We start from the raw sequence: 22,267 nt of genomic DNA, 5'->3' as shown, positions 1-22,267 counted from the left end.
TCAATGAAGACCGAGCCCCATTCCCTGCCGCGCCACGCACCGCTCTGGACGGAGCGCCACGATGCGCCCACCTTTGCCGCCATCTCCCGCCGGCCGCGCGTGCTCGTGGTCGAAGACGACCCGGTGCAGGCCCTGCTGCTGACGCTGATGCTCGACCACCATGGCGTCGACACCACGCTCGTCACCGATGGCGCACAGGCGCTCGAGGCGGTCAAGGCCGGCGGTTACACCTTGGTGCTGATGGACTACCTGATGCCGGTGTTCAATGGCATCGAGGCCACACGTGCCATCCGCCGCTGGGAACGCGAGCACGGCCTCGCGGCCACACCGATCATCGCGGTGACGGCGAGCGCCATGGCCTGCCAGTGCGAGGCCTACCGCGCCGCCGGCATGGACGACGTCGTCCTCAAACCTTTCTCGGCCCGAGACCTGGCCGATGTGCTCGCCCGCCACGGTGCGGGGCGCCAACAGGTCGCATTTGTTCACGGAGCAGTCTCATGAAAACGATCCTCAAAACCTTGTCCCTGGCCGCGGTGGCCTTCTCGTGCACCGGAGTTGCGGTCGCGCAGACCAGCGTGGGCGTGTCGGTGCAGGTGGCGCAACCCGGCGTCTATGGCCGCATCGACATCGGCAACCTGCCGCCGCCGCCGGTGGTCTATGCCAAGCCGGTGGTGATCGCCCAGCCCGCGGTGGTGGTGCCGGCGCAGCCGGTGTACCTCTACGTGCCGCCCGGGCACCAGAAGAAGTGGTCCAAGCACTGCCACCGCTACAACGCCTGCGGCCAGCCGGTCTACTTCGTCAAGGAGAGCTGGGTGCACGAGCGCTATGAGCGTGAGCACGGCAAGCATGGCCACAAGCACAAGCACCACAAGCACGACAAGCATGACCACCCCGGCAAGGGGCACGGCAAGCACGACTGATCGAGACGGTGGTCGGCGGGGGCGGGCCGAGCGCCGGGCCGCTCACAAGCCGGCCCGCCATCCCCTCGAGGGATCGGCCGATGTACGCATCGGCCGAGGGGCTCACACCACTACCCGACGAGGCGGCCGTAGCGGTCGATCGCGATGAGGTCGACGTATTGCGAGCCCTGCGACACGCCGGGGCCGAATTCCACGCGGTAGCCTCCGAGGTCGGTGCGCAGGCCGGCGATCGATTCCTTCAGGCGGGCGCGGCTCACACGCTCGCCGCCGCTCACCTTGAGCGCCGCACGCGCCGCTTCGACCGCGGTGCGGCCGGCGATGTAGCCCTCCATCGTGGTGATGCCGAGCTTCACGTCGCCGCCGAGTGCGGCGAAGTCGGCCTTGGCCTTGTTCACCACGTTGGCCACTCCGGAGTTCGGGCGCGGCACCACCATGCTCATGATGCAGCTCTGCTTCTTGGCGGTCAGCGTGTCCATCAGGCCTTGGCCGGCGTACGACGAAGCGTAGAAGAGACCGGGGTACTTGGCGTTCGACATGTGGTCGATGATGGTGGCCACCGGGCCGGCATTGGCCGAGATCAGCACGATGTCGACCTTGGCGGCCATCAGCGAGGCGGCCACGTCCTCGAAGTTGGTGCCGGCGCGCTCGATCGCGATCGACACCGTGGGCGTGATCTGCACCGCGTTGAGCGATTGCGTCATCACCGCCAGGTTCGCGGGCGAGGTGTCCTTCAAGTAGACGTAGCCGATGCGCCGCATGCCGAACTCCTTGATGTAGTTCGCCATGCGCTTGTATTCGAGGTCGTAGCCCGCACGCGTGTGGAAGACGCCGGCGGCAGCGCCGGTGCGAAGGCCCATGTTGCCGCTGGCCGTGCCCAGCAGTGCGAGCTGTTCCTTGTTGGCCATTGCCACGCAGGCCTCGGCGGCGATGCCGCTCGTGAGGCCGACGATGCCCGTCACACCGCCTTCGATCAGCGTGCCGACGTTCTGGATGCAGCGGTCTTTCGTGCCGCCGTCGTCAAGCGTCACGAGTTCGAAGCGCGGGCTGCCCGGCACGGCCGAGGCGGCGGCGAAGGCGGCGTTGATGCCGTCGCGGATGTCGCGGCCGTAGCTGGCCTGGCTGCCCGTCAGCGAGGCCGACTGGCCGAACCGGATCACCGGTCCCTGCGCGGCCTGGCTTGCCGGCCACGCGCCCAACATGCCCGCTGCAAGGATCGCCGGGCTGCCCATCACCACTTGTCTGCGCTTCATGTGAATTTCTCCCGTTAGGAACTCCGCATTTCGGATGAAGCGCCCACGGGTTGAGGGCTGCGTACACATTGATACCTTCGTGTGAACTGGTTGCGCAAAGCGACGCTTTTCGTCATGCGACCCTGACGAACCGCGACTTGCTGCGCACTCCATTGGCGCTCCCTAAGGGTTTACGAATTGACACATCCGAGGGCCGAACGACAAACTTTTCCTACCGCTTCACCGAAGGAAACGCCATGTCCCGAGCCTCTCGTTTCGCCGCCGTCGCGACCCTGGCGCTGGGCTCGTGGGTGGCGCTCGGCGCCCAGGCGTTCGAGCTGCGCGGCTTCCGCGGCATGCACTGGGGCGAGGGGGCCGAGGCGCTGCGCGATGCCGGCCCGGCGCAGGTGGATGGCGACGTCGCCTGCTACCAGCGCGAGCGCGAGAACCTGATCTTCGGCGACACCGAACTCAGCGGTGTGCACTACTGCTTCCACAACGATCGGCTGGTGATGGTGATGCTCGAGGCGCCGGTGGCGCGCGAGGCCTTCTCGGCCGAATTCCAGCGCACCTACGGCCGCCCGGCGAAGCACAACGCGCATGCCGACGTGTGGGGCGGCGTGCCGTCCACCACGCACGCCGAGCTGGTGTCCCAGGGCCCGCAAGGCGCACGCCTCACGATCACCGTGAGCCGCATCGAAGCCGATGCCGCGCGCCGCATGGTGCAGCTGGCCTCGCGCCCGGCCGCGCCGGATGCGGCCCCGGCGACCGCCGCCGTGGCGCGCATGCCCTTGGCCTACTGACCCTTCGCGGGCGACGGCGCTGCGCGCTCCACCCAGCCGGCCACCGTCGCTGTTGCTTCCGTGCCCCGCGCACGCAGCCCGCGTGCCACGCCCTCGCGGTTGGCCGCCGGGTGGTTCTGACTCATCTTCCACTTGCCGCGCAATGAGCTGAGCGGGATCTCGAGGCCCACGATACCGCGCAGCATGGCGTCGAGGTAGTCGGGCGGCGCATCGCCCACCTGCCAGGGCACGGCCTGCGTCGACTCATGGCGCTGCGTGAGCCGGGTGACGAAGCCGCGCAGCCACTCCACCTCGTCGCGCACGACGAGCGTGCCGCGCGCCTGCACCACGATGTAGTTCCAGGTGGGCACGGCCTTGCCGTTGTCGAACTTGCTCGGGTACCAATTGGGCGAGACATACGCCTGCGGGCCCTGGAAGACGACGAGCACCTCCTCGCCGGCCGCTTCCTTCCACACCGGGTTGGCGCGGGCAACGTGGCAGCTCAGCACGCCCGGCGTGCCCTCGCGCGGCTCATGGAGAAAGGGCACCGGGTTCGCGTCCAGCCCGTTCTGGCCGTTGGTGATGAGCAGGCCCAGCGGGTGGTCGTGCAGCAGTTGCTGCAGCGGCTCGGGGCGCTGCTCGTCGAAGTGGCTCGGGGTGTACATGGCTCAGCTCGCCAACACGGGCTCGCAGCGCACCTCGCTCTTGACCGAGTTCGCGATGAAACACTCCTCGTGCGCGCGGTGGTGCAGGTGGTCGAACTCCTCTCGTGTCGGCTGCTTGCCATGGAAACGCACGGCGGGCCGCAGCGTGACGAGCGTGACGGCAAGCTGGCCCTGCGCGTTGCGGTCCATCACGCCCACCGCCTCGTCGCGGTAGTCGTCGACGATCCAGCCGGCACGGCAGGCGATGTCGAGGAACCACAGCATGTGGCAGCTCGAGATCGAGGCAACGAAGGCTTCTTCCGGGTCGACGCCTGAGGGGTCGGAATACGGCACACGCACCGACAGCGGCGACGAGGAGGCCGGCATCACGTGGCCGCCGTCGAAATGGATGTCGTGGCGGCGGCTGTATTTCTTGTCGCTGAAGGGCTGGTCGCCGCGCGCCCAGACGGTGGTGGCGGTGTAGACGTGGTCGGACATGAAAGGCTCCGGTGGGTCAGCGTTGCTGGGTGTAGGTGAAGGTACCGCGCTCGAGCACTTCCTTGGCGGCATCGCGTGCTGCGCGCATCGCGGCGCGGTAGAACGAGGTGGCGAAGCTGATGCGCTTGACGCCGGCCTCTTCGAGCTCGGCGACGCTGAACGACTTGCCGGGAATGCCGACCATGAAGCTCACCGGTTTGCTCAGCGCGGCGCACACCGTGCGCACGGCGGCGAGGTCGGGCAGGCCGGGGGCGAAGAGCACGTCGGCGCCCGCCTGTTCGTAGGCCTGCAGGCGGCGGATGGTGTCGTCGAGGTCGGGCCGCTCGCGCAGGTAGTTCTCGGCACGGGCCGTCAGCACGAAGGGCTGCTTCGAGGCGCGGATTGCTTCCACGGCAGCGGCCACACGCTCCACCGCGTGGTCGAGCGCGTAGGGCGGCGAGCCGGAGGCGGGTGCGTCTTCGATGGAACCGCCTGCAAGCCCGGTGGCGATGGCCAGGCGCAACGTCTCGGTGACGGCCGAGGGCTCGGGCCCGAAGCCGTTCTCCAGGTCGGCCGACACCGGCAGCGCCACCGCCTGCACCACCGCCTGCGCATGCGCCAGGGCTTCGTCGCGCGTCAACTCGCCATCGCGCTTGCCCGCCGCCATGGCCGAGGCGCCACTCGAGGTGGCGATGGCCTGGAAGCCCAGGCCGGCGAGCAGCTTGGCCGAGCCGGCGTCCCAGGCGTTGGCCATCAGCAGGGCACGGGGCTGGCGGTGCAGGTCGAGGAAGGTCGTCATGGCATGCGCTCCGGTCAGAGGGCGTAGTCGTAGCGGATGAAGCCCTGGAATTGGGCCACCTTGTCGTACAGCGTGCGGGCGGTGTGGTTGTGGTCCTGCGTGAGCCAGTAGTAGCGCTGCGCGCCGGTCTCGCGTGCCGCGGCGGCCACGGCGTGGATCAGCGCCCGCGCCACGCCGCGCCCGCGCAGCGCAGGGTCGACGAAGAGGTCTTGCAGGTAGCAATAGCGCGGCGCCCACACGCCGGTGTGGAAGAGGTAGTGCGCGATGCCGACCAGCTGGCCGTCGAGCCGTGCGCCGAGGCCGTAGACGTCGTCGCGTTTCAGCAGGCGCTGCCACGAGGCCTCGTATTGCGCCGGCGTGGCCTCGGTCTTGTAGAAGGCCTTGTAGCCGCGGGCGAGCGTCTCCCAGGAGAGGCGGTCTTCCGGGGCCAGCGGGGTGATCTGGAGAGCGGTCATGGCAGCGACGCAGGGCGGGCGTGATTGGCACCTGATCGTAGAAACGAAATTGGCTCCGGAAGGAGCCAATTCGAGCGGCATGCCGGGGCCAATCGCGCCGCTGCGGCGCAGGCCCACGCTCAGAACGAGGGCACGACGACCGGCCGCGTCGGCGGCTTGGGGGCGGTGGTGCGGGAGACCGGCTCCGGCGGCGGTGCCGGGGCAGGCGCCGGCGCGGCTCGCTTGAGTTCGGCCTCGCGCAAGGCCAGTTCGGCCTGCGCCTTCTCGAGCGCCTCGCGCTCCTTGCGCAGGCGGGCGGTCTCGGCCTGTTCGGTCGGGCTGGCGCAGCCGGCGAAGCAGAACTCGCCGGTGAACGAGCCATAGCTGAACGGCACCTGGCGCTTGCCGCCGGGGATCTGGGTGTCGGCCTGCACACCGGCCGAGACCTTCTTGATCATTGACTCGACCGTCAGCCCCGGCTGCTTCATGTTGGCGAGCAGGTGCTTGGTGAAGGGGCTGTTGCGCTGGCCGCTCGGCCCGTCGGAGGCGGTGTCGTTGGCGGCGGTGGAGTAGAGCACCAGCGAGCCGGTGGGCGTGTCGCTCACGGCGGCCAGGCCGCGGTTGACGGCGCGCGTGAAGCCGCGGGTGAAGGGGCTGTTGCGGCAGGCGTCGAGGATGATGAAGCTGAAATCGGCGCGCGCCTCGTCGAGCGAAGCCATCACGTAGCGCAGGCTCACCGTCTCGTCCTCGACGTCTTCCTTCTTGTCGATGCGGGCGTCGGTGGGCACGAGGTAGTTTTCGCCGTCGATCTGCAGGCCGTGGCCGGCGTAGTAGAAAAGGCCGGCCGCGCCGCTGCCGAGCTTGGCGGTGAAGTCCTGCACCGCGCGCTTGAAGTCGCGGCGGGTCTTGAGGTCCTTGACGCACAGCACGTCGAACCTGAGCTCGCGCAGGGCCTTGCACATGTCTTCGGCGTCGTTGAGCGTGTTCACCAGCACCGGCACGCCGGTGTAGCGGGCGTTGCCCACCACCAGCGCCACCCGGCGCGGCTCGGCCTGTGCCGCGTTGCGCGCCTGGGCGGTGGCCGCCGTGGCCGGCACAAGGCAGGCGGCCACCAGCCCGGTGGCAACGGCGATGCCAGCGATGAAGGTGGTCCTGCTCTTGTTCATGTGGTGCATCCCGTCGCACGGATCACTCGCGTGCGGTGATGGCCGTTCCGGCTCTATCACGTCCCTTTCTCAAAAGATATCCCAGGTCCACCGGTGTCGCATCCGCTTTTTTGAGGGGGAAGCTGACTTTCGTCACGCCTAACATCCGGTCGGCTTGGACACATGGCCGTCGGACGCGCCAAGCCATCGCCCGGAGCCGGTGCCGCGCCGGCTTCGACTTCTTCTGTCCTTCCCGTCTGTCGTTGGAGCCAACATGCAAACAACCGATCGCTCTGGCCGGCGTGTGCCGCCGCGCCTTCACACCCTGTGTGCGCTGACCCTCGCCTTGGCCGCGGGCGCCGCGCAGGCCCAGGACTCGAATTTCGGTGTCACCTTCGGAACGAAAGTGTGGTTCGCCGAGTGGTCGACGTGGGTCGGCGACGTGAACACGGTGCAGGACGACGTGATCAACCAGCTCTCGTCGGAGGCCAAGCCCATCATCATTCCTCAGGTGAGCTTCCGCTACCGCGACTTCATCGGCTCGCTGAGCTTCGCCGTTCCGAAGACCTACGAGTTCAAGGAGCCAAGCGGCCGATGGGAATTCGAGCGGCGGGAAATCGACGCCAACTTCGGCTACTCGATCACGCCCGGGTTGACCGCCTCCGTCGGCTTCAAGAAGTTTGACCAGATCAACGCGCCGACGGGAACCAAGGCGTACCAGGTGTCCGGCCCGACCCTGGGCGTGAGCGCTGCGTCTCCCCTTGCCGGCGGCTTCTCGGTCTACGGCGCGCTGGGCATCGGCGTGCTCAAGATCAAGTCGGACACCAACGCCGACTTCAAGGCGGACTATTCGCTCAGCGAGGTGGGGTTGGGCTACACCGTGCCGTTCAGCCGTTTCATCCGGTCGATGAACTTCAGCGTCGGCTACCGCTCGCAGGTGATCAAGGCGCGCGACGTGGTGCTGACTGACCGCACGGGCACCTTCCCCCCGGTCAAGACGGACGCGCGCGATGTGACCCAGGGGTTCACCTTGGGTGCGGTGTTCGCGTTCTGAAGCAGCCGCCACGGTCCCGGGCCGGCGCCTCTCTGCGCCAGCAGGTCTACCTGCAGCTGCGCACGGCGATCGAGCAGGGCACGTTCGCGCCGGGCAGCCGGCTGCCGCCCTCGCGCGAGCACGCCCAGGCGCTCGGCGTGTCACGCAACACCGTGCTGTGGGCGCTCGACCGGCTGCGCGCCGAGGGCTACGTGGTGGCGCGGGTGGGCGACGGCAGCTACGTCGCCCCCGACCTGGCCGACTTGCGCCCCGCCGCCCCCGCGGCAGCGCCTCGCAAGCGCGGCGCCGCCCTGCTGCCCGAGGGCGGCCTGTCGGACCGCGGCCGCCAGATTGCCGACACCGCGCTGCGCTGGCGCCCGCCGGTGTCGGCGGTGGTGCCCTACCGCATCGGCGTGCCCTCGGTGCCGGACTTTCCCTTCGCGCTGTGGTCGCGCCTCGCGCGCCAGGTGCCGCCGAGCGTGCAGCAGGCGACCGCGCAGTACGGTTCTCCAGCCGGCCACAAGCCCTTGCGCGAGGCGATCGCACAGTGGCTGCTGGTGTCGCGCGGCATCCACTGCGAGCCGCAGCAGGTGGTGGTGACCTCGGGCTCGCAGCAGGCCATCGACCTGGTGGCCCGGCTGCTGCTCGACGTGGGCGACGAGGTGATGGTCGAGGACCCGGGCTACCTGGGCATCCGCGCCTGCCTGGTGAGCCACGGCATCGTGGCGCGGCCGGTGGAGGTGGATGCGCAGGGCCTGGCCATCGCCGAGGGCGCGGCGCGCTGGCCGAAGGCGCGCATGGCGGTGGTCACGCCGACGCACCAGTTCCCGCTCGGCGTGCACATGGGGCTGCCGCGCCGGCTGGAGCTGCTCGAGTGGGCGCGCCAGCAGCAGGCCTGGATCGTGGAGGACGACTACGACGGCGAGTTCCAGTACGGCGCGCACCGCATCCCGGCGCTGTGCAGCCTGCCGCACAGCGAGCGGGTGCTCTACGTGGGCACCTTCTCGAAGACGCTGCACCCGGGCTTGCGCCTGGGCTTCATCGTGCTGCCGCACGTGCTCGTGGATGCCTTCGCGAGCGCCCGCTCGCTGACCGACCGCCACAGCCCGGGCGCGGCGCAGGAGGTGCTGGCGCGCTTCATCACCGAAGGCCACCTGCTGCGCCACCTGCGGCGCATGCGCGAGCTCTACCAGGAGCGGCAGGCGGTGCTGGTCGAGTCGGTGCGCAAGGCGACCGAGGGGCGGCTGCAGCTCGTGCCGGCGGCACAGGGCATGCACCTCGCGTTCGAGATCGGCACGGGGCGTGACGACACGGCGCTGAGCCGCGCGGCGGCGGACGTCGGCGTCTACCTCGCGCCCTTGTCGCTCTATGCCATCGAGACGCGGCGGCGGGGCTGGGTGTTCGGCTACGCCGGGTTCACCGACCAGCGACTGCGCCAGGCCGCGCGCCTGCTCGGCCCGCTGCTGCGGGCCTGAGCTTCACTTCACCGCGGAAGGCGCAGGGGCCGGGCTCGACGCCGCGGCCGCCGGCCGGGGCACGCGCGCCAGCACCGTGTCGACGCAGAGCTTGCAGGCGAAGCTTTGCGACTGGAAACCCGGGTAGGCCTTGAGGAAGCCCGTGCGCGCATCGGCCGAGGTCACCACCTTCGGGCTGATGCGGAAGTGCATCGAGGTGCCGGCCCGCGTGGTGGTCACGCTGTAGTTGCCGAGGTAGGTCACCGAGCCGGGGGCCACGGTGAAGGGCTCGCTCAGCACGGCGTTGGTGATGTTCGACTTGGTGATGCGTTCCTTGGTCAGCGTCGCATAGGTGATCCACTGCGTGATCGCATACCGGCCGGGCGGCACCTTGATGGCCACGACCTGGTTTTCCACGTCGGTGGGAAACGGCGTGTCGGCGCCCAGCGGCAGGGCGTACTCCTCGCCGGTGTCGGCGTTTCGCGCGATGAAGGCGAAGCCGCCGCTGCTCACGCGGGTGAAGGCGCCTGCGATGTAGGCCGAGGCCGCATCGGGCGCGGCGGCGGCGGGCACGACGGGCTGGATGACGGCGCAGCCGCTGGCCAGCAGCACGGCGAGTGCGAGCGCCGGCAGGCGCAGTTGGCGAATCATGAAGTCCTCCTCTGGATGTGTTGTGGTGCGCCGCGGATGGTACCGAGGGGCCCTGCCCGCGCGCCCGCTCAGTGCAGCGTGACGTTGCTGCTGCTGGGGCTGGAGAGCTTCATCGCCGACAGGCGGGTCGTCCAGCCCAGCGACCAGGAGGCGAACTCGGCGCTGGGCATCGGGCGGCTCATGTGGAAGCCCTGCGCCTCGTCGCAGGACTGCTCGCGCAGCAGCTGCCAGACCTGCGCGTTTTCCACGCCTTCAGCGACGACCGTGAGGCCGAGGCCGTGCGCGAGGTCGATGGTCGAGCGCACGATGCGCGCGTCGTTCGCGTCCTTCTCCATGCCCATCACGAAGGAGCGGTCGATCTTGATCTCGTCGACCGGCAGGCGCTTGAGGTAGGCGAGCGAGGAGTAGCCGGTGCCGAAGTCGTCGATGGAGAGGCGGAAGCCCAGGTTCGACAGGCGCTCCAGCGTGCCCATGGCGCGCTGCGGGTCGTCCATGATCGCGCTCTCGGTGATCTCGAGGCAGAAGGCCTCGGCCGGCACGATGTGCTTGACCAGCAGCGCCTCGAACTTTTGCGGCAGCTCCAGGTCGAGCAGGTCGCGCGTGGAGAGGTTGACCGAGATCGCGATGCGCAGGCCCGACTCGTTGAGCACGCGCCACATGCGCGCGGCTTCCTCGAAGACCCACAGCGTGAGCGTGCGGATGAAGCCGGTCTGCTCGGCAAAGGGGATGAACTGCATCGGCGGCACGAGGCCGCGCTGCGGGTGCTGCCAGCGGATCAGCGCCTCGGCGCCGACGACGTGGCCGGTGTCGAGCGCGAGCTTGGGCTGCAGGTACAGGCGCAGCTCGCGGTGGTCGACGGCGTGGCGCAGCTCGCCGAGCAGGGTGAGCGTCTGGCTGCTCGCCGCGTCGAGCGCCGGGTCGTAGAGCATCGGGCCGTCGCTGCGGCGCTTGGCCTGGTACATCGCCACCTCGGCGCGGTTGAGCAGGCCGTCGGCGTCGCTCGCGTGGTGGGGCCACACCGCCATGCCGAAGCTCGCGCTCATGTCGACCGAGTGGTCTTCGAGCGTCATCACGTCGCCGAATGCCGCGTGCAGGCGCTGCGCCACCGAGCGGGTGTGCGCGAGGTCGTCGCTGGGCTCCAGGTCGGCCAGCAGCACGGCGAACTCGTCGCCGCCCAGGCGGGCCACCAGGTCGCCGTTGCGCACCGCCTGCTGCGACAGCCGCTCGGCCACGCCCTTGAGCATGAGGTCGCCGAAGCGGTAGCCCAGCACGTCGTTGACGTGCTTGAAGCGGTCGAGGTCGAGCATCACCACCGCGATGGAGCGGCCGTCGGCTTGGCCGAGCGCCAGCGCCTCGATCACCGCGTTGCGGAACTGCACGCGGTTGGGCAGGCCGGTGAGGCTGTCCCAGTAGGCGAGCTTGAGGATCTCTTCCTGCTGGCTGGCCACGTTGACGCGCATGCGCTCGAAGGCCTGGGCCAGGTCGCCCACCTCGTCGTGGCGGCGTTGCCCGCCGAGGGGCGTCGCGTAGTCGCCGGCGCCGAGCCGCTCGGCCGCGGCCACCAGGCGGCGCAGCGGCGTGGTCACGCGGCGGGCCGTCAGCACGCTGCCGAGGGCGAACACGACCACGCCCAGCAGCGTGAGCGCCGCCAGGCCGAGCTGCAGCTGGCGGTAGGGCGCCACCGCGTCGTCGACCGAGAGCATCAGCAGCGCCGACACCGCGGGGCCCTGCGCATCGCTGCCGGTCAGCATGACGGCGCGCGTCTGGTATTCGCCGCCGGGCAGCGCCACCGTGCCCGAGGCGTCGCGGTCGATGCGCGTGCCCAGGCGCTCGAAGGCGTCGCGCGACTCCTTCGGCAAGGTCGACAGCAGCAGGCGCCAGGGGGCTTGCGGCGTGCTGCGCATTTCCAGGTTCACGTGCAGCGACGAGTAGTCCAGCATTTCATCGACCAGGCGCTGGTCGACCGGGAAGCCCATCAGCACCCAGCCCACCGTGACCGGCGCGCGCAGCGGCACCAGCACGAACTGGAAGGGCCGGTCGTCGACCAGCACCACGTCGCCTGCGGGCATGCGGCCCTGTTGCTGCGCGACGCGCTGCAGCACCGGCTGCAGCGTGAGCGCGTCGGCATGGGCCGAGGCGCGGATCCTGTAGTCGGTGTCGAGCAGCGCCGCCACGCTCGCGCCGATGCGCTCGCCGTGGTTGGCGAGCACCGAGCCGATCGTGGCCTCGTCGCCGCTCGTCACCGCGGAGCGGAAGCCGTAGTCGGCGGTCAGCAGCGTGGCGCCTTCGGTGAGCTTGTGGGCGTTCTGCTGCAGCAGGCGCCGGAGCAGGCGTTCGCCGACGGCCAGGTCGGTGTCGATCACGGCGCGGGCGTTGTGGTCGATGCTCGCGCGGATGGCGAGCGAGCTCAGGCCCTGCACCACCAGCAGCAGGCCCAGGAACACGAAGACGATGCGCGCGCTGAGCGACTTGCGCATCCACAGCCGCACGCGGGTCAGCGGGCCGGGGCGCGCCGGCGCCGAGGGGCTGGGCAGAGCGGGCGTGCTCACAGCGGGGCGGCCGGCAGGGTGAGCCGGCTTTGCGCGTCGCCGGCGGCGACGTTGAGGGTGATGGGCGCCGGCTCCTTGCCGGGCGCCACGCCTGCGTGCCAGGCGCGTAGGCGGTAGGGGCCGGCCGGCACGCCTTCGAGCCGGGCGTGGCCCTGGGCATCGGTGCGTGCGTGGTAGGGCGTGTCGACCACCACCACCCACGCGGCCATGCGGTCGTGGATGTTGCAGCCGAGCACGGCGACGCCGGGCTTGTCGAACACGATCGGGCTCGCGGGCACGCCGGCGTAGAGCTTCAGCTCGAAGGTCTTGATCGGGGAGAACGAATACACGTGGTGGCGCACGGTGTCGAAGTTCGGGAAGCTGACCGCCGTGCCGACCGTGACCACGGTGACGCGCGGGTTGAACTGGCGTTTGGCCTGCGACACCTCGACGGTGGGCATGGGCTTGACCGGCGGCTTGGCGCCCGCCGCTTCCAGCATCACCACCGCGTCGGCGAGGGGCTGGCCGGCTTCATTCGTCACGGTCACCCCGACCGCGGCGGCCTGCGCGAGCGCGGGCACCAGCAGGCTGAGCGCCAGGACGGAGGCAAGGGGGAAACGGGGCATGGTGGGCGCGTCGACAGCAGGGCCCGGCCGGTCGGTCGGGCTCCTCGGTGTATCGGCGTGCAACCGGGCGACTTGAAGCCTGGCGCGAACGGGCGTGCAGCAGTTCACGGGGCCGCTCTGGCGGCCGTTACCCGTGGTTGATGAGCGCTGGCTTACTTCGCCGTGGCAGCGACCGGCGCGCTCACGGCGGCGGCGATCACGCCACCGCCCAGGCAGACCTCGCCGTCGTAGATGACGGCCGACTGCCCCGGCGTCACGGCCCATTGCGGGCTGTCGAAGTGCAGACTGAAGCCACCGGCCGTGGGGGCGATGGCGCAGGGCGCGTCGCTCTGCCGGTAGCGTGTCTTGGCGGCCACCGGCCCCGCGGACGGCGCCTGGCCGGCCACCCAGCTGATGTCGTCGGCGACCAGGCCGTCGGACAGCAGCCACGGGTGGTCGTGCCCCTGCACCACCGAGAGCGTGTTGCGGGCCATGTCCTTGCGCGCCACGAACCAGGGTTCGTGCTCGCTGCCGCCCTTGGCCGCACCGCGTTCCTTCCGCCCGCCGATGCCGATGCCCTTGCGCTGGCCCAGCGTGTAGAAGGAAAGGCCCACGTGCTCGCCGACCTGCCGACCGCGGTCGTCGAGGATCGGGCCGGGCTTGTTGGCCAGGTAGCGATTGAGGAACTCGCGGAACGGCCGCTCGCCGATGAAGCAGATGCCGGTGGAGTCTTTCTTCGAAGCAACGGGCAGGCCGATCTCGGCAGCGATGCGGCGCACCTCGGTCTTGGGCAGCTCGCCGACAGGGAACATGGTCTTGGAGAGCTGCGCCTGCGTGAGGCGGTGCAGGAAGTAGCTCTGGTCCTTCAGCGGGTCCAGGCCCTTGAGCAGCTGATGCTGCCCGGCCACCTCGCGCACGCGGGCGTAGTGGCCGGTGGCGATCTTCTCGGCGCCCAGGCGCATGGCGTGGTCGAGGAAGGCCTTGAACTTGATCTCGGCGTTGCACAGCACGTCGGGGTTGGGCGTGCGCCCGGCCTGGTACTCGCGCAGGAACTCGGCGAAGACACGGTCCTTGTACTCGGCGGCGAAGTTCACATGCTCGATCTCGATGCCGAGCACGTCGGCCACCGAGGCGGCGTCGAGGAAGTCCTGGCGCGACGAGCAGTACTCGCTGTCGTCGTCGTCCTCCCAGTTCTTCATGAAGATGCCGATGACCTCGTGGCCCTGCTGTTTGAGCAGGTAGGCGCTCACCGCGGAGTCGACACCCCCGCTCAAGCCCACGACCACACGCACTTTCGCCATGGGCGCGATTGTAGGAAGCGCGCCCCGGCGGCGCTGGCGCAGGGGGACTGCGCCGCGTCGCGTTCATCGCCGGCCTTCAGCGTGCGGCGTAGAAGGGCACGAACACCTCGTTGGCCTCGCGCCCCACGCTTTGCAGCCACTCGAGCGAGAAGCGCTCGCCCAGCCGGCGGATGACCGGCTGCAGCAGCGGCGGTGCCGGCTCGGTGCGCAGGCCGTGGCGGCGCAGCTCCTGCGCCGACTCGATGGCGGCCACGCGGCTGGCGGCCCAGCCGGCGACCTCGGCGGCGCTGGCCGCCTGCAGCACGGCCAGGCGCTGCGCTTCGGTCAGCGCCGCGTAGGCCGCGGCGTTGGCAAAGGTCAGGTTCTTCGGGAACCAGGCGTTGATCTCGTAGAAGAACTTGAAGGCGCTCCAGACCTTGTTCTCCACGCCGGTCACGGCGGAGGTGATCATGGTGTCGATGCGGCCGTCGGCGAGCGCCTGGCCGACCTGCGACATCGGCACGTCGACCGGCTCGGCGCCGAGCAGCTGTGCAATGCGCACGGTGGTCGCGTTGTAGGTGCGCATGCGGGTGCCGCGCAGGTCGTCGGCGCTGCGCACCGGGCGGATGGTGTAGAGGCCCTGCGGCGGCCACGGCACGGCGAAAAGCGGCTTCAGCCCGCGCGCCTCGAAGTGGCGCTCGACCAGCGGGCGCTGGTGCTGCCACAGACGCTGCGCGTCCTCGTAGCTCGACACCACGAAGGGCACGGCGTCGGCGCCGGCGATCGGGATGTCCTGTGCGAGCCCCGTCATGATGACCTCGCCGGCCTGCACGCGGCCTGCGCGCACCGCGGCGGCGATCTGCGCCAAGGGCACGCCCTGGTTGTCGGGCTGCACCTGGATGCGCAGGCTGCCGCCGGTGGCGGCCTCCACCGACCGCGCGAAACGCGCGACGTTCTGGCCCTGGAAGGAGTCGGCCTTGTAGCCGGTTGGCATGGTCCACACCGTGGTGGCGCGGGCGGCCGCGGGCGCGAGGGCTGCGGCGGCGGTGAGCAGCAGGTGTCGGCGTTGCATGGGGCCTCCTGTCGTCGGGTGCGTGCATGGTGAGCCGAGCCGTCCGCGTCGTGGATGGAAAGTTTTTCGGTCGCGGCATCGAAAAAATCGATGCCCTGCGATGCGTCACGCACACGACAGCCGCCACCGCATCGCAGGCGCAAGATGGCCGCGCCGGCGTTGGTGCCGGCACACGTCTTCAGGGCGGGGCGGAATTCCCCACCGGCGGTAGGCAGCCTCCTGTTCCAACAGCGGCTGCGAGCCCGCGAGCGTCTCGCTCTTCTCAGGGCGAGGGTCAGCAGACCTGGTGCGAGGCCAGGGCCGACGGTCACAGTCCGGATGAAAGAAGATGTGCTGATGCATGGCAGCCCACCGCCCGCCGCTGTGGGCCGCCGTGTGTCTGCGCGCCCTGGAACGTCTTTTCGTCCACTCAACGAGGAGCGTTTCATGTCTCAACCGACCTTCAACACCTTCCCCCATCGCCTGCGAACCGCGCTGCGCGCGTTGCATGCCGGCCGGCCGATTCTTTTGTTCGACGACGACGAGCGCGAGAACGAGGCCGACCTCATCGTCGCCGCCGAGCACATCACGCCCGAGGTGATGGCGATGTTCATCCGCGAGGGCAGCGGCATCGTCTGCCTGTGCCTGCCGCCCGACACGCTGGCGCGGCTGGCACTGCAGCCCATGGTGCCCTGCAACGAGAGCCGCTACGGCACGGCCTTCACCGTGTCGATCGAGGCGCGCCACGGCGTGGCCACCGGCGTGAGCGCGGCCGATCGGGTGACGACCATCCGCGCGGCGATTGCCGACGATGCCCAGCCCGGTGACCTGGTGCGGCCGGGCCATGTGTTCCCGCTCTGCGCGCGGCCTGGCGGCGTGCTGCAGCGCGACGGCCACACCGAAGGCTCGGTGGACCTGATGCGCATGGCCGGCCTCAAGCCCGCCGCCGTGCTGTGCGAGCTGATGAACCCCGATGGCACCATGGCGCGCGGCGACGAGGTCGACCGGTTCGCGCTCGCGCACGGCCTGCCGACGCTCACCATCGCCGAGATCGTGCACTGGCGGCGCCAGTCGGCGCTCGTCGGCGCCTGAGGCGCGCACGACACGCTTCAGACCATCCTGAAGCTCGCGTTGCCGCGTGCGACGAGGCGATCGCCACACACCACGCGGCACTCCGCAAACGCGAGCGTGCGGCCGAGCTTCAACACGCTCGGTTGCACCTCCAGCCAGTCGCCGATGCGGGCGGTGTCGAGGAAGTCGAGAGCGAGCGTCACCGTCACGGCGCTGGCCTGCGCCTGGCCCGGCTGCTGGCGTGCGAGGCGCACGGCCGACAGGCCCATCGCGTTGTCCGCCAGGGCGCTCACGAGCCCGCCGTGGGCGAAGCCGCGCGCGTTGCAATGCGCTTCACGGATCTCGACCGCCAGCTGGACGGCGTCGCCCGCCTCGCGGGCGAAGAGCGGCTCCCACGGGTCGGTGAGCGGGCTGCGTCGGGTGTGGCGCGCGTACCCGTCGGGGATCACGACCGATCCTTCCGAGGCCGGATCCAGCCTCCCTTGGGGGCCAGGCGGAGCTTCTCGATCTCGCGCTGGCGCTGCTGCAGCCAGTCGATGTGCGCCACCAGCTTCTTGCGCAACGCGCGCTGCTCGGCGATGACCGCATCGACCTCGGCGATGCGCGCCTGCATGGCCTCGACCATCTGGTCGAAGGTCAGCGTGCCGGCGCGGTAGCGGGGCACGGTGTCGGCGAGGTCCTGCAGCGAGAAGCCGAGGTCGCGCCCCATCGAGATGAACACCACCTCGCGCACCGTGCGCTCGCTGAACTCGCGGTAGCCCGAGGGCTGCCGCTCGGCGTGGATCAACCCGGTGTCTTCGTAACGCCGCAGGCGGTGCACCGAGACGCCGGTGCGGCGGGCCAGTTCCGAGATCTTCATGCAGACGACCTTAGCAAGCCTCGCACTGTGCGAGGGTCACTTGGGCGACCGGTGGACAGCGGATACTCGCGCCTTCGCTCTACCCGACCACCGCGACATGAAACACGCCTTCGCCCTGGCCCTGTGCCTCGCCCTGCCGGCTTTCGCCGCCGACCCCGCGCCCAAGCTCAACACCGATGCGCAGAAGGCCGCCTATTCCATCGGCTTCAACTTCGGCTCGTCGGTGAGCAAGGAAGTGCCCGACATCGACACCGAGGCGCTGCAGCGCGGCGTGCAGGACGCGCTGAAGAAGAAGCAGCCGGCGCTCACGCAGGAGCAGCAGGTCGAGGTGATGAACAAGTTCCAGCAGCAGCTGATGGCCCAGCGCACCGCCCGCCAGGAGGCGGCCGAGAAGAAGAACAGCGAAGCCGCCGCCAAGTTCATGGCCGACAACGCCAAGAAGCCCGGCGTGACCGCCCTGCCAAGCGGCCTGCAGTACCAGATCATCAAGAGCGGCAAGGGCGCCAGCCCGAAGGCCAACGACCGTGTGAAGGTCCACTACACCGGCACCTTGCTCAACGGTGAGGTGTTCGACAGCTCGGTCAAGCGCGGCGAGCCCGCCACCTTCCAGGTCGACCAGGTGATCCCCGGCTGGACGCAGGCGCTGCAGAAGATGAAGGTCGGCGACAAGTGGAAGCTCTTCATTCCGCCCGAGATGGGCTACGGCAAGCGCGGCGCGCCCGGCGGCAAGATCGAGCCGAGCATGGCGCTCGTCTTCGAGGTGGAGCTGCTGGAGGTGATGGCGGCGAAGTGATTCCCGAGGGCGTCAGCGTGCCAGGCGTGTGAACGCCATGGTCCAGTTGGTTTCCCAGCTGCTGCCAGCATCGGCCGAAAACGCCTGTTCCCACATCGGGTGGCCGGTGGCGGCGTGGCGGCGCCAGGTGAACCGCACGCGGATGGGCCGCCCCTCGAAGCTGTCGTCGGCGTAGAAGACGCCCGTCCCCTCGGAGAAACGGCCCACCACCGGCACGTCGAGCCGGTGCGGGTGGCGGCCGTCGAGCCACCAGATTGCCCAGGTCATCGTGGCCGGGTCGTACGAACGCATCGCGATGGCGCGCACGTCGCCGTCGGGGAAGTGCAGCAGGTTGTCTTCGACGTTGCCGAAGCCGCCCAGGGTCTGGCGGGTCGACGACAGGCCCTCGAACGAGGTCCAGTCCTGGCAGCCCGCCAGGCGGGTGTTGAGCCGCCGGTGCTGCACGCGCCAGTCGCCCAGGATGAAATCGAAGTCGTCGGGCGCGTGGTGCGCGGTGGGGCATGGCATGTCAGCTCCTTGTGCGGGTGCGGCGAAAGGGGCCGATCGTGCGCGCCGCCTGCTGCCAGCGGCATGTCAGCAGAGGTGGTGCCTAGCGCTTGATCTCGGGCGCGTAGACCGTGGCATCGGCCTGCACCAGCGAGAGCGGGTGGCGCCGGCCGGCCAGGTAGTCCTCGATGCAGGTGAGCACGAGGGCACTGCGGTGCCGCTCCCGGCTCGCGCGCAGCTCGGGCAGCGTCATCCACACGGTGCGCACGATGCCGTCGTCCAGCCGGCGGCCGGCGTTGGGCTCACCGACGGTGCCGGCGTAGGCGAGCCGCACGTAGGTCACGTCTTCGCCGGTCGCGGGCCGCTGGAAGCGCGACAGGTACACGCCCACCACGCACTGCGGCGCGAAGGTACAGGCGGTTTCTTCCAGCACCTCGCGACACACGCCCTGCTCCGGAGACTCGCCTTCCTCGAGGTGGCCGGCCGGGTTGTTGAGCTTCAAACCTTCGGCAGTGTCTTCTTCCACCAACAGGAAGCGGCTCTCGCCGTCGACGACCCGCTCGATGACGGCGGCCACGGTGACACTGGGTTTCCAACGTTCAGTCATGGGGCGGCATGGTAGTCGCGTGCCTCTCCTGTGACGCCAAGGAGACGACGGCGTGCGCGTGATGCGTTACGCTCGCGTGTTTTTGTAAGTTCGGCGCAAGTTCCACAAACGCGCCCGTGACGGAGGAGTCAGTTCCATGTTGATTGGGGTACCGCTCGAGACGGTGGCCGGCGAGACGCGCGTGGCCGTCACGCCTGAAACCGCGAAGAAACTCAAGGCGCAGGGCCACACCCTGCGCATCCAGTCGGGCGCCGGCGTGGCCGCCAGCGCCACCGACGAGGCCTACCTCGCCGCAGGTGCCGAGATCACGGACCAAGCCGGCGCCTTCGGGGCCGACCTGGTGCTCAAGGTGCGGGCGCCGGTCGACTCGGAGCTGTCGCTGATGAAGAGCGGCGCCAACCTCGTCGGCATGCTCAACCCCTTCGACGCCGCCGGCCTGCAGCGCATCGCCCGTGCCGGCCTCACGAGCTTCGCGCTCGAAGCAGCACCCCGCACCACCCGCGCGCAGAGCATGGACGTGCTGTCCTCGCAGGCCAACATCGCCGGCTACAAGGCCGTGATGATCGCGGCTGACAAATACCAGCGCTTCTTCCCGATGCTGATGACCGCCGCCGGCACCGTGAAGGCCGCACGCGTCGTCATCCTCGGGGTCGGCGTCGCCGGCCTGCAGGCCATCGCCACCGCCAAGCGCCTGGGCGCCGTGATCGAGGCGTCCGACGTGCGGCCTTCGGTGAAGGAGCAGGTCGAGTCGCTGGGTGCCAAGTTCATCGACGTGTCGTACGACACGCCGGAAGAGAAGGAAGCCGCCGAAGGCGTGGGCGGCTACGCCAAGCCCATGCCGCAGAGCTGGCTCGACCGCCAGAAGGTCGAGGTCGCCAAGCGCGTGGCCGCCGCCGACATCGTCATCACCACCGCCCTCATCCCCGGCCGTGCCGCGCCGGTGCTCGTGACCGAGGAGATGGTCAAGGCGATGAAGCCGGGCTCCGTGATCGTCGACCTGGCCGCCGCGCAGGGCGGCAACTGCCCGCTGACCGAGGCCAACAAGACGGTCATGAAGCACGGCGTCACGCTGGTCGGCGAGACCAACCTGCCGGCGCTCGTGGCCGCCGACGCCAGCGCGCTCTACGCCCGCAACGTGCTCGACTTCCTCAAGCTCGTCATCACCAAGGAAGGCGGCTTCAACGTGCCGATGGACGACGACATCGTGGCCGCCTGCCTGATGACGCAGGGCGGCGAAGTGAAGCGGAAGTAAGAGGCCAGCATGAACAACCGAGTGATGCTGCGGGCGAAGTTGCACCGCGCCACCGTCACCGAAGCCGACCTTCACTATGAAGGTTCATGCGGCATTGACGAAGACCTCATGGTCGCCGCCAACATGGTGGAGTACGAGCGCATCGAGCTCTACAACATCAACAACGGCGAGCGCTTCTCCACCTACATCATCAAGGCGCCCAAGGGTTCGGGGACGATCTCCCTGAACGGTGCCGCGGCCCGCAAGGCGCATGTGGGCGACCTGCTCATCATCTGCACCTACGCGACGATGAGCGAGGTCAACTCCGCCACCTACAAGCCCACCGTGGTGCTGCTCGACGAGCGCAACAAGGTCAAAGAAATCCGCAAGCTGTAAGTCTCAAGAATTCATTCCAAGGAGAACGTCGGATGGACATCATCTCGCCGACCATCACCAACCTCATCATCTTCGTGCTCGCCATCTACGTGGGCTACCACGTGGTGTGGACCGTGACCCCGGCCCTGCACACTCCGCTGATGGCCGTGACCAACGCCATCTCCGCCATCGTGATCGTGGGTGCCATGCTGGCGGCCGCGCTCACCGAGACGGGCCTGGGCAAGACCATGGGCGTGCTCGCCGTGGCGCTGGCCGCGGTCAACGTCTTCGGCGGCTTCCTCGTGACGCGCCGCATGCTCGAGATGTTCAAGAAGAAAGAGAAGAAGGCTCCCGCGAAGGAGGGTGCGTGACATGAGCATGAACGTCGTCACCCTGCTCTACCTCGTTGCGAGCATCTGCTTCATCCAGGCCCTGAAGGGCCTGAGCCACCCCACCACCTCGATCCGCGGCAACATCTTCGGCATGGTCGGCATGGCCATCGCCGTGGTGACCACCGGGGCGCTGATCGTCAAGCTGGCCGGCGGCAACGCGCTCGGCCTCGGCTGGGTGCTGCTGGGCCTGCTGGTCGGCGGCACCGCCGGCACCATCATGGCCAAGCGGGTCGAGATGACCAAGATGCCCGAGCTCGTGGCCTTCATGCACAGCATGATCGGCCTGGCGGCGGTGTTCATCGCGGTCGCGGCGGCCGTGGAGCCCTGGGCTTTCGGCATCTCCACGAAGAGCGCGCCCGCCATCCCGCACGGCAACCGCCTCGAGCTGGCGCTGGGCGCGGCCATCGGCGCCATCACCTTCAGCGGCTCGGTGATCGCCTTCGGCAAGCTGTCGGGCAAGTACAAGTTCCGCCTGTTCCAGGGCGCGCCGGTCGTCTTCAAGGGTCAGCACATCCTGAACCTGGTGCTGGGCCTGGCGGCGCTCTTCTTCATCGTGGGCTACACGATCAGCGAAGCGCGCATCGACTTCTGGCTGCTGCTGGCCATCGCCTTCGTGCTGGGCGTGCTGATCATCATCCCGATCGGTGGCGCCGACATGCCGGTGGTGGTGTCCATGCTCAACAGCTACTCGGGCTGGGCGGCCGCCGGCATCGGCTTCTCGCTCAACAACAGCATGCTGATCATTGCCGGTTCGCTGGTGGGTTCCTCGGGCGCGATCCTGAGCTACATCATGTGCAAGGCGATGAACCGCTCGTTCTTCAACGTGATCCTGGGCGGCTTCGGCGGTGACGCCACGGCCGCGGCCGGTGGCGCGCAGCAGCAGCGCAACGTGAAGAGCGGCAGCGCCGACGACGCCGCCTTCGTACTCGGCAACGCCGAGACGGTGGTGATCGTGCCGGGCTACGGCCTGGCCGTCGCCCGCGCCCAGCACGCCGTGAAGGAACTGGCCGCCAAGCTGACCGAGAAGGGCGTGACGGTGAAGTACGCCATCCACCCGGTGGCCGGCCGCATGCCCGGCCACATGAACGTGCTGCTGGCCGAGGCCGAGGTGCCCTACGACCAGGTCTTCGAGATGGAAGACATCAACGGCGAGTTCGGCCAGGCCGACGTGGCCATCATCCTGGGCGCCAACGACGTGGTGAACCCGGCGGCGCATGTGAAGGGCAGCCCGATCTACGGCATGCCCATCCTCGAGGCCTACAAGGCCAAGACCATCATCGTGAACAAGCGCTCGATGGCCGCCGGCTATGCCGGCCTGGACAACGAGCTCTTCTACATGGACAAGACCATGATGGTCTTCGGCGATGCCAAGAAGGTCGTGGAAGACATGGTGAAGGCCGTGGAATAACGGCCCCTCCCGT

26 protein-coding genes and 1 riboswitch are annotated in these 22,267 nt (G+C 69.3%); of the genes, 11 read left to right on the top strand and 15 right to left on the bottom strand.

The window, feature by feature from the left end; all coding sequences use genetic code 11:
• Window positions 1-3: 3 nt before the first annotated feature.
• Both JI745_RS13985 and JI745_RS13980 read left to right on the top strand, forming a co-directional pair.
• Window positions 4-501 carry a response regulator gene (locus JI745_RS13985; protein ID WP_201807854.1) on the top strand — a complete coding sequence of 166 codons (498 nt, stop codon included), beginning with the start codon at window positions 4-6 and terminating at the stop codon, window positions 499-501.
• The gene (locus tag JI745_RS13980) at window positions 498-920 is read left to right on the top strand and encodes a hypothetical protein (protein WP_201807852.1); all 423 of its coding nucleotides are present in this window, start codon (window positions 498-500) and stop codon (window positions 918-920) included. Before JI745_RS13985 ends, JI745_RS13980 begins: the two co-directional genes overlap by 4 nt.
• 110 nt (window positions 921-1,030) lie before the next feature.
• Here JI745_RS13980 and JI745_RS13975 read toward each other — a convergent pair whose 3' ends face one another.
• Window positions 1,031-2,170 carry an ABC transporter substrate-binding protein gene (locus JI745_RS13975; protein WP_201807849.1) on the bottom strand — a complete coding sequence of 380 codons (1,140 nt, stop codon included), beginning with the start codon at window positions 2,168-2,170 and terminating at the stop codon, window positions 1,031-1,033.
• 236 nt (window positions 2,171-2,406) lie between these two features.
• On the opposite strand from JI745_RS13975, the gene JI745_RS13970 reads away from it, so the two are divergent.
• The gene (locus JI745_RS13970) at window positions 2,407-2,952 is read left to right on the top strand and encodes a hypothetical protein (RefSeq protein ID WP_201807847.1); all 546 of its coding nucleotides are present in this window, start codon (window positions 2,407-2,409) and stop codon (window positions 2,950-2,952) included.
• Here the strand turns inward: JI745_RS13970 and JI745_RS13965 are convergent.
• From JI745_RS13965 to JI745_RS13945, 5 genes are all read right to left on the bottom strand, one after another.
• Window positions 2,946-3,596, bottom strand: a complete 651-nt coding sequence (locus JI745_RS13965) for an FMN-binding negative transcriptional regulator (protein WP_201807845.1) — start codon at window positions 3,594-3,596, stop codon at window positions 2,946-2,948. The genes JI745_RS13970 and JI745_RS13965 overlap by 7 nt on opposite strands.
• A gap of 3 nt (window positions 3,597-3,599) precedes the next feature.
• Window positions 3,600-4,073, bottom strand: coding sequence for an OsmC family protein (locus JI745_RS13960; protein ID WP_201807842.1), 474 nt, complete (start codon window positions 4,071-4,073; stop codon window positions 3,600-3,602).
• A 16-nt stretch (window positions 4,074-4,089) separates the two neighbouring features.
• Window positions 4,090-4,851 (bottom strand): isocitrate lyase/phosphoenolpyruvate mutase family protein, encoded by a 762-nt coding sequence (locus tag JI745_RS13955; RefSeq protein ID WP_201807839.1) that lies wholly within the window; start codon window positions 4,849-4,851, stop codon window positions 4,090-4,092.
• 14 nt (window positions 4,852-4,865) lie between these two features.
• Complete coding sequence (locus tag JI745_RS13950) at window positions 4,866-5,306, bottom strand: GNAT family N-acetyltransferase (protein WP_201807838.1); 441 nt, start codon at window positions 5,304-5,306, stop codon at window positions 4,866-4,868.
• A gap of 119 nt (window positions 5,307-5,425) precedes the next feature.
• Entirely contained in the window at window positions 5,426-6,451 is a 1,026-nt protein-coding gene (locus tag JI745_RS13945; protein ID WP_201807835.1) for a caspase family protein, read from the bottom strand.
• A gap of 253 nt (window positions 6,452-6,704) precedes the next feature.
• Here JI745_RS13945 and JI745_RS13940 point away from each other — a divergent pair, with 253 nt between their 5' ends.
• Together JI745_RS13940 and JI745_RS13935 are read left to right on the top strand one after the other, a co-directional pair.
• Complete coding sequence (locus tag JI745_RS13940; protein WP_201807833.1) at window positions 6,705-7,484, top strand: hypothetical protein; 780 nt, start codon at window positions 6,705-6,707, stop codon at window positions 7,482-7,484.
• Window positions 7,481-8,938, top strand: coding sequence for a PLP-dependent aminotransferase family protein (locus tag JI745_RS13935; protein ID WP_201812546.1), 1,458 nt, complete (start codon window positions 7,481-7,483; stop codon window positions 8,936-8,938). Before JI745_RS13940 ends, JI745_RS13935 begins: the two co-directional genes overlap by 4 nt.
• A 3-nt stretch (window positions 8,939-8,941) precedes the next feature.
• On the opposite strand, the gene JI745_RS13930 is transcribed toward JI745_RS13935, so the two are convergent.
• From JI745_RS13930 to JI745_RS13910, 5 genes are all read right to left on the bottom strand, one after another.
• Complete coding sequence (locus JI745_RS13930) at window positions 8,942-9,568, bottom strand: hypothetical protein (protein WP_201807831.1); 627 nt, start codon at window positions 9,566-9,568, stop codon at window positions 8,942-8,944.
• A 68-nt stretch (window positions 9,569-9,636) separates the two neighbouring features.
• Window positions 9,637-12,117, bottom strand: coding sequence for an EAL domain-containing protein (locus tag JI745_RS13925; RefSeq protein WP_310738629.1), 2,481 nt, complete (start codon window positions 12,115-12,117; stop codon window positions 9,637-9,639).
• Window positions 12,114-12,722 (bottom strand): methylamine utilization protein, encoded by a 609-nt coding sequence (locus JI745_RS13920; protein ID WP_201807829.1) that lies wholly within the window; start codon window positions 12,720-12,722, stop codon window positions 12,114-12,116. Before JI745_RS13920 ends, JI745_RS13925 begins: the two co-directional genes overlap by 4 nt.
• Before the next feature lie 152 nt (window positions 12,723-12,874).
• The gene (gene mnmA / locus JI745_RS13915) at window positions 12,875-14,002 is read right to left on the bottom strand and encodes a tRNA 2-thiouridine(34) synthase MnmA (RefSeq protein ID WP_201807827.1); all 1,128 of its coding nucleotides are present in this window, start codon (window positions 14,000-14,002) and stop codon (window positions 12,875-12,877) included.
• Window positions 14,003-14,078: 76 nt separating this feature from the next.
• Window positions 14,079-15,053: a TRAP transporter substrate-binding protein gene (locus tag JI745_RS13910; RefSeq protein ID WP_201807820.1), complete on the bottom strand. Its 975-nt coding sequence runs from the start codon at window positions 15,051-15,053 to the stop codon at window positions 14,079-14,081.
• A gap of 170 nt (window positions 15,054-15,223) precedes the next feature.
• A riboswitch (FMN riboswitch) is annotated at window positions 15,224-15,387 on the top strand.
• Between the two features lie 92 nt (window positions 15,388-15,479).
• On the opposite strand from JI745_RS13910, the gene ribB reads away from it, so the two are divergent.
• Window positions 15,480-16,124, top strand: a complete 645-nt coding sequence (gene ribB, locus JI745_RS13905; RefSeq protein WP_201807817.1) for a 3,4-dihydroxy-2-butanone-4-phosphate synthase — start codon at window positions 15,480-15,482, stop codon at window positions 16,122-16,124.
• 17 nt (window positions 16,125-16,141) lie between these two features.
• On the opposite strand, the gene JI745_RS26400 is transcribed toward ribB, so the two are convergent.
• Together JI745_RS26400 and JI745_RS13895 are read right to left on the bottom strand one after the other, a co-directional pair.
• Window positions 16,142-16,552, bottom strand: coding sequence for a PaaI family thioesterase (locus JI745_RS26400; RefSeq protein WP_201807807.1), 411 nt, complete (start codon window positions 16,550-16,552; stop codon window positions 16,142-16,144).
• A complete protein-coding gene (locus tag JI745_RS13895; RefSeq protein WP_201807805.1) occupies window positions 16,549-16,962 on the bottom strand; it encodes a MerR family transcriptional regulator in 414 nt (137 codons plus the stop codon). The genes JI745_RS26400 and JI745_RS13895 overlap by 4 nt, the downstream gene beginning before the upstream one ends.
• A 97-nt stretch (window positions 16,963-17,059) precedes the next feature.
• Here JI745_RS13895 and JI745_RS13890 point away from each other — a divergent pair, with 97 nt between their 5' ends.
• Window positions 17,060-17,755: an FKBP-type peptidyl-prolyl cis-trans isomerase gene (locus JI745_RS13890; RefSeq protein WP_201807803.1), complete on the top strand. Its 696-nt coding sequence runs from the start codon at window positions 17,060-17,062 to the stop codon at window positions 17,753-17,755.
• Between the two features lie 12 nt (window positions 17,756-17,767).
• Here the strand turns inward: JI745_RS13890 and JI745_RS13885 are convergent, their stop codons facing one another.
• The gene (locus JI745_RS13885; RefSeq protein WP_201807800.1) at window positions 17,768-18,262 is read right to left on the bottom strand and encodes a DUF1579 domain-containing protein; all 495 of its coding nucleotides are present in this window, start codon (window positions 18,260-18,262) and stop codon (window positions 17,768-17,770) included.
• 82 nt (window positions 18,263-18,344) lie between these two features.
• The gene (locus JI745_RS13880; RefSeq protein ID WP_201807799.1) at window positions 18,345-18,848 is read right to left on the bottom strand and encodes an NUDIX hydrolase; all 504 of its coding nucleotides are present in this window, start codon (window positions 18,846-18,848) and stop codon (window positions 18,345-18,347) included.
• Window positions 18,849-18,984: 136 nt separating this feature from the next.
• Between JI745_RS13880 and JI745_RS13875 the strand changes: the two genes are divergently transcribed.
• The 4 genes from JI745_RS13875 to JI745_RS13860 are packed head-to-tail and all read left to right on the top strand — an operon-like array spanning window position 18,985 to window position 22,254.
• Window positions 18,985-20,100 carry a Re/Si-specific NAD(P)(+) transhydrogenase subunit alpha gene (locus tag JI745_RS13875; RefSeq protein WP_201807797.1) on the top strand — a complete coding sequence of 372 codons (1,116 nt, stop codon included), beginning with the start codon at window positions 18,985-18,987 and terminating at the stop codon, window positions 20,098-20,100.
• A 9-nt stretch (window positions 20,101-20,109) separates the two neighbouring features.
• Entirely contained in the window at window positions 20,110-20,475 is a 366-nt protein-coding gene (gene panD, locus JI745_RS13870) for an aspartate 1-decarboxylase (protein WP_201807781.1), read from the top strand.
• Window positions 20,476-20,507: 32 nt separating this feature from the next.
• A complete protein-coding gene (locus JI745_RS13865; RefSeq protein ID WP_201807768.1) occupies window positions 20,508-20,825 on the top strand; it encodes an NAD(P) transhydrogenase subunit alpha in 318 nt (105 codons plus the stop codon).
• A 1-nt stretch (window position 20,826) separates the two neighbouring features.
• Window positions 20,827-22,254, top strand: a complete 1,428-nt coding sequence (locus JI745_RS13860) for an NAD(P)(+) transhydrogenase (Re/Si-specific) subunit beta (RefSeq protein ID WP_201807765.1) — start codon at window positions 20,827-20,829, stop codon at window positions 22,252-22,254.
• Window positions 22,255-22,267: the final 13 nt, after the last annotated feature.

The organism is Piscinibacter sp. HJYY11, assembly GCF_016735515.1.
Taxonomy (GTDB): domain Bacteria; phylum Pseudomonadota; class Gammaproteobacteria; order Burkholderiales; family Burkholderiaceae_C; genus Rhizobacter.
Note: the sequence above shows the minus strand (reverse complement) of the source record. Positions and strands in the feature narration are given on the sequence as shown.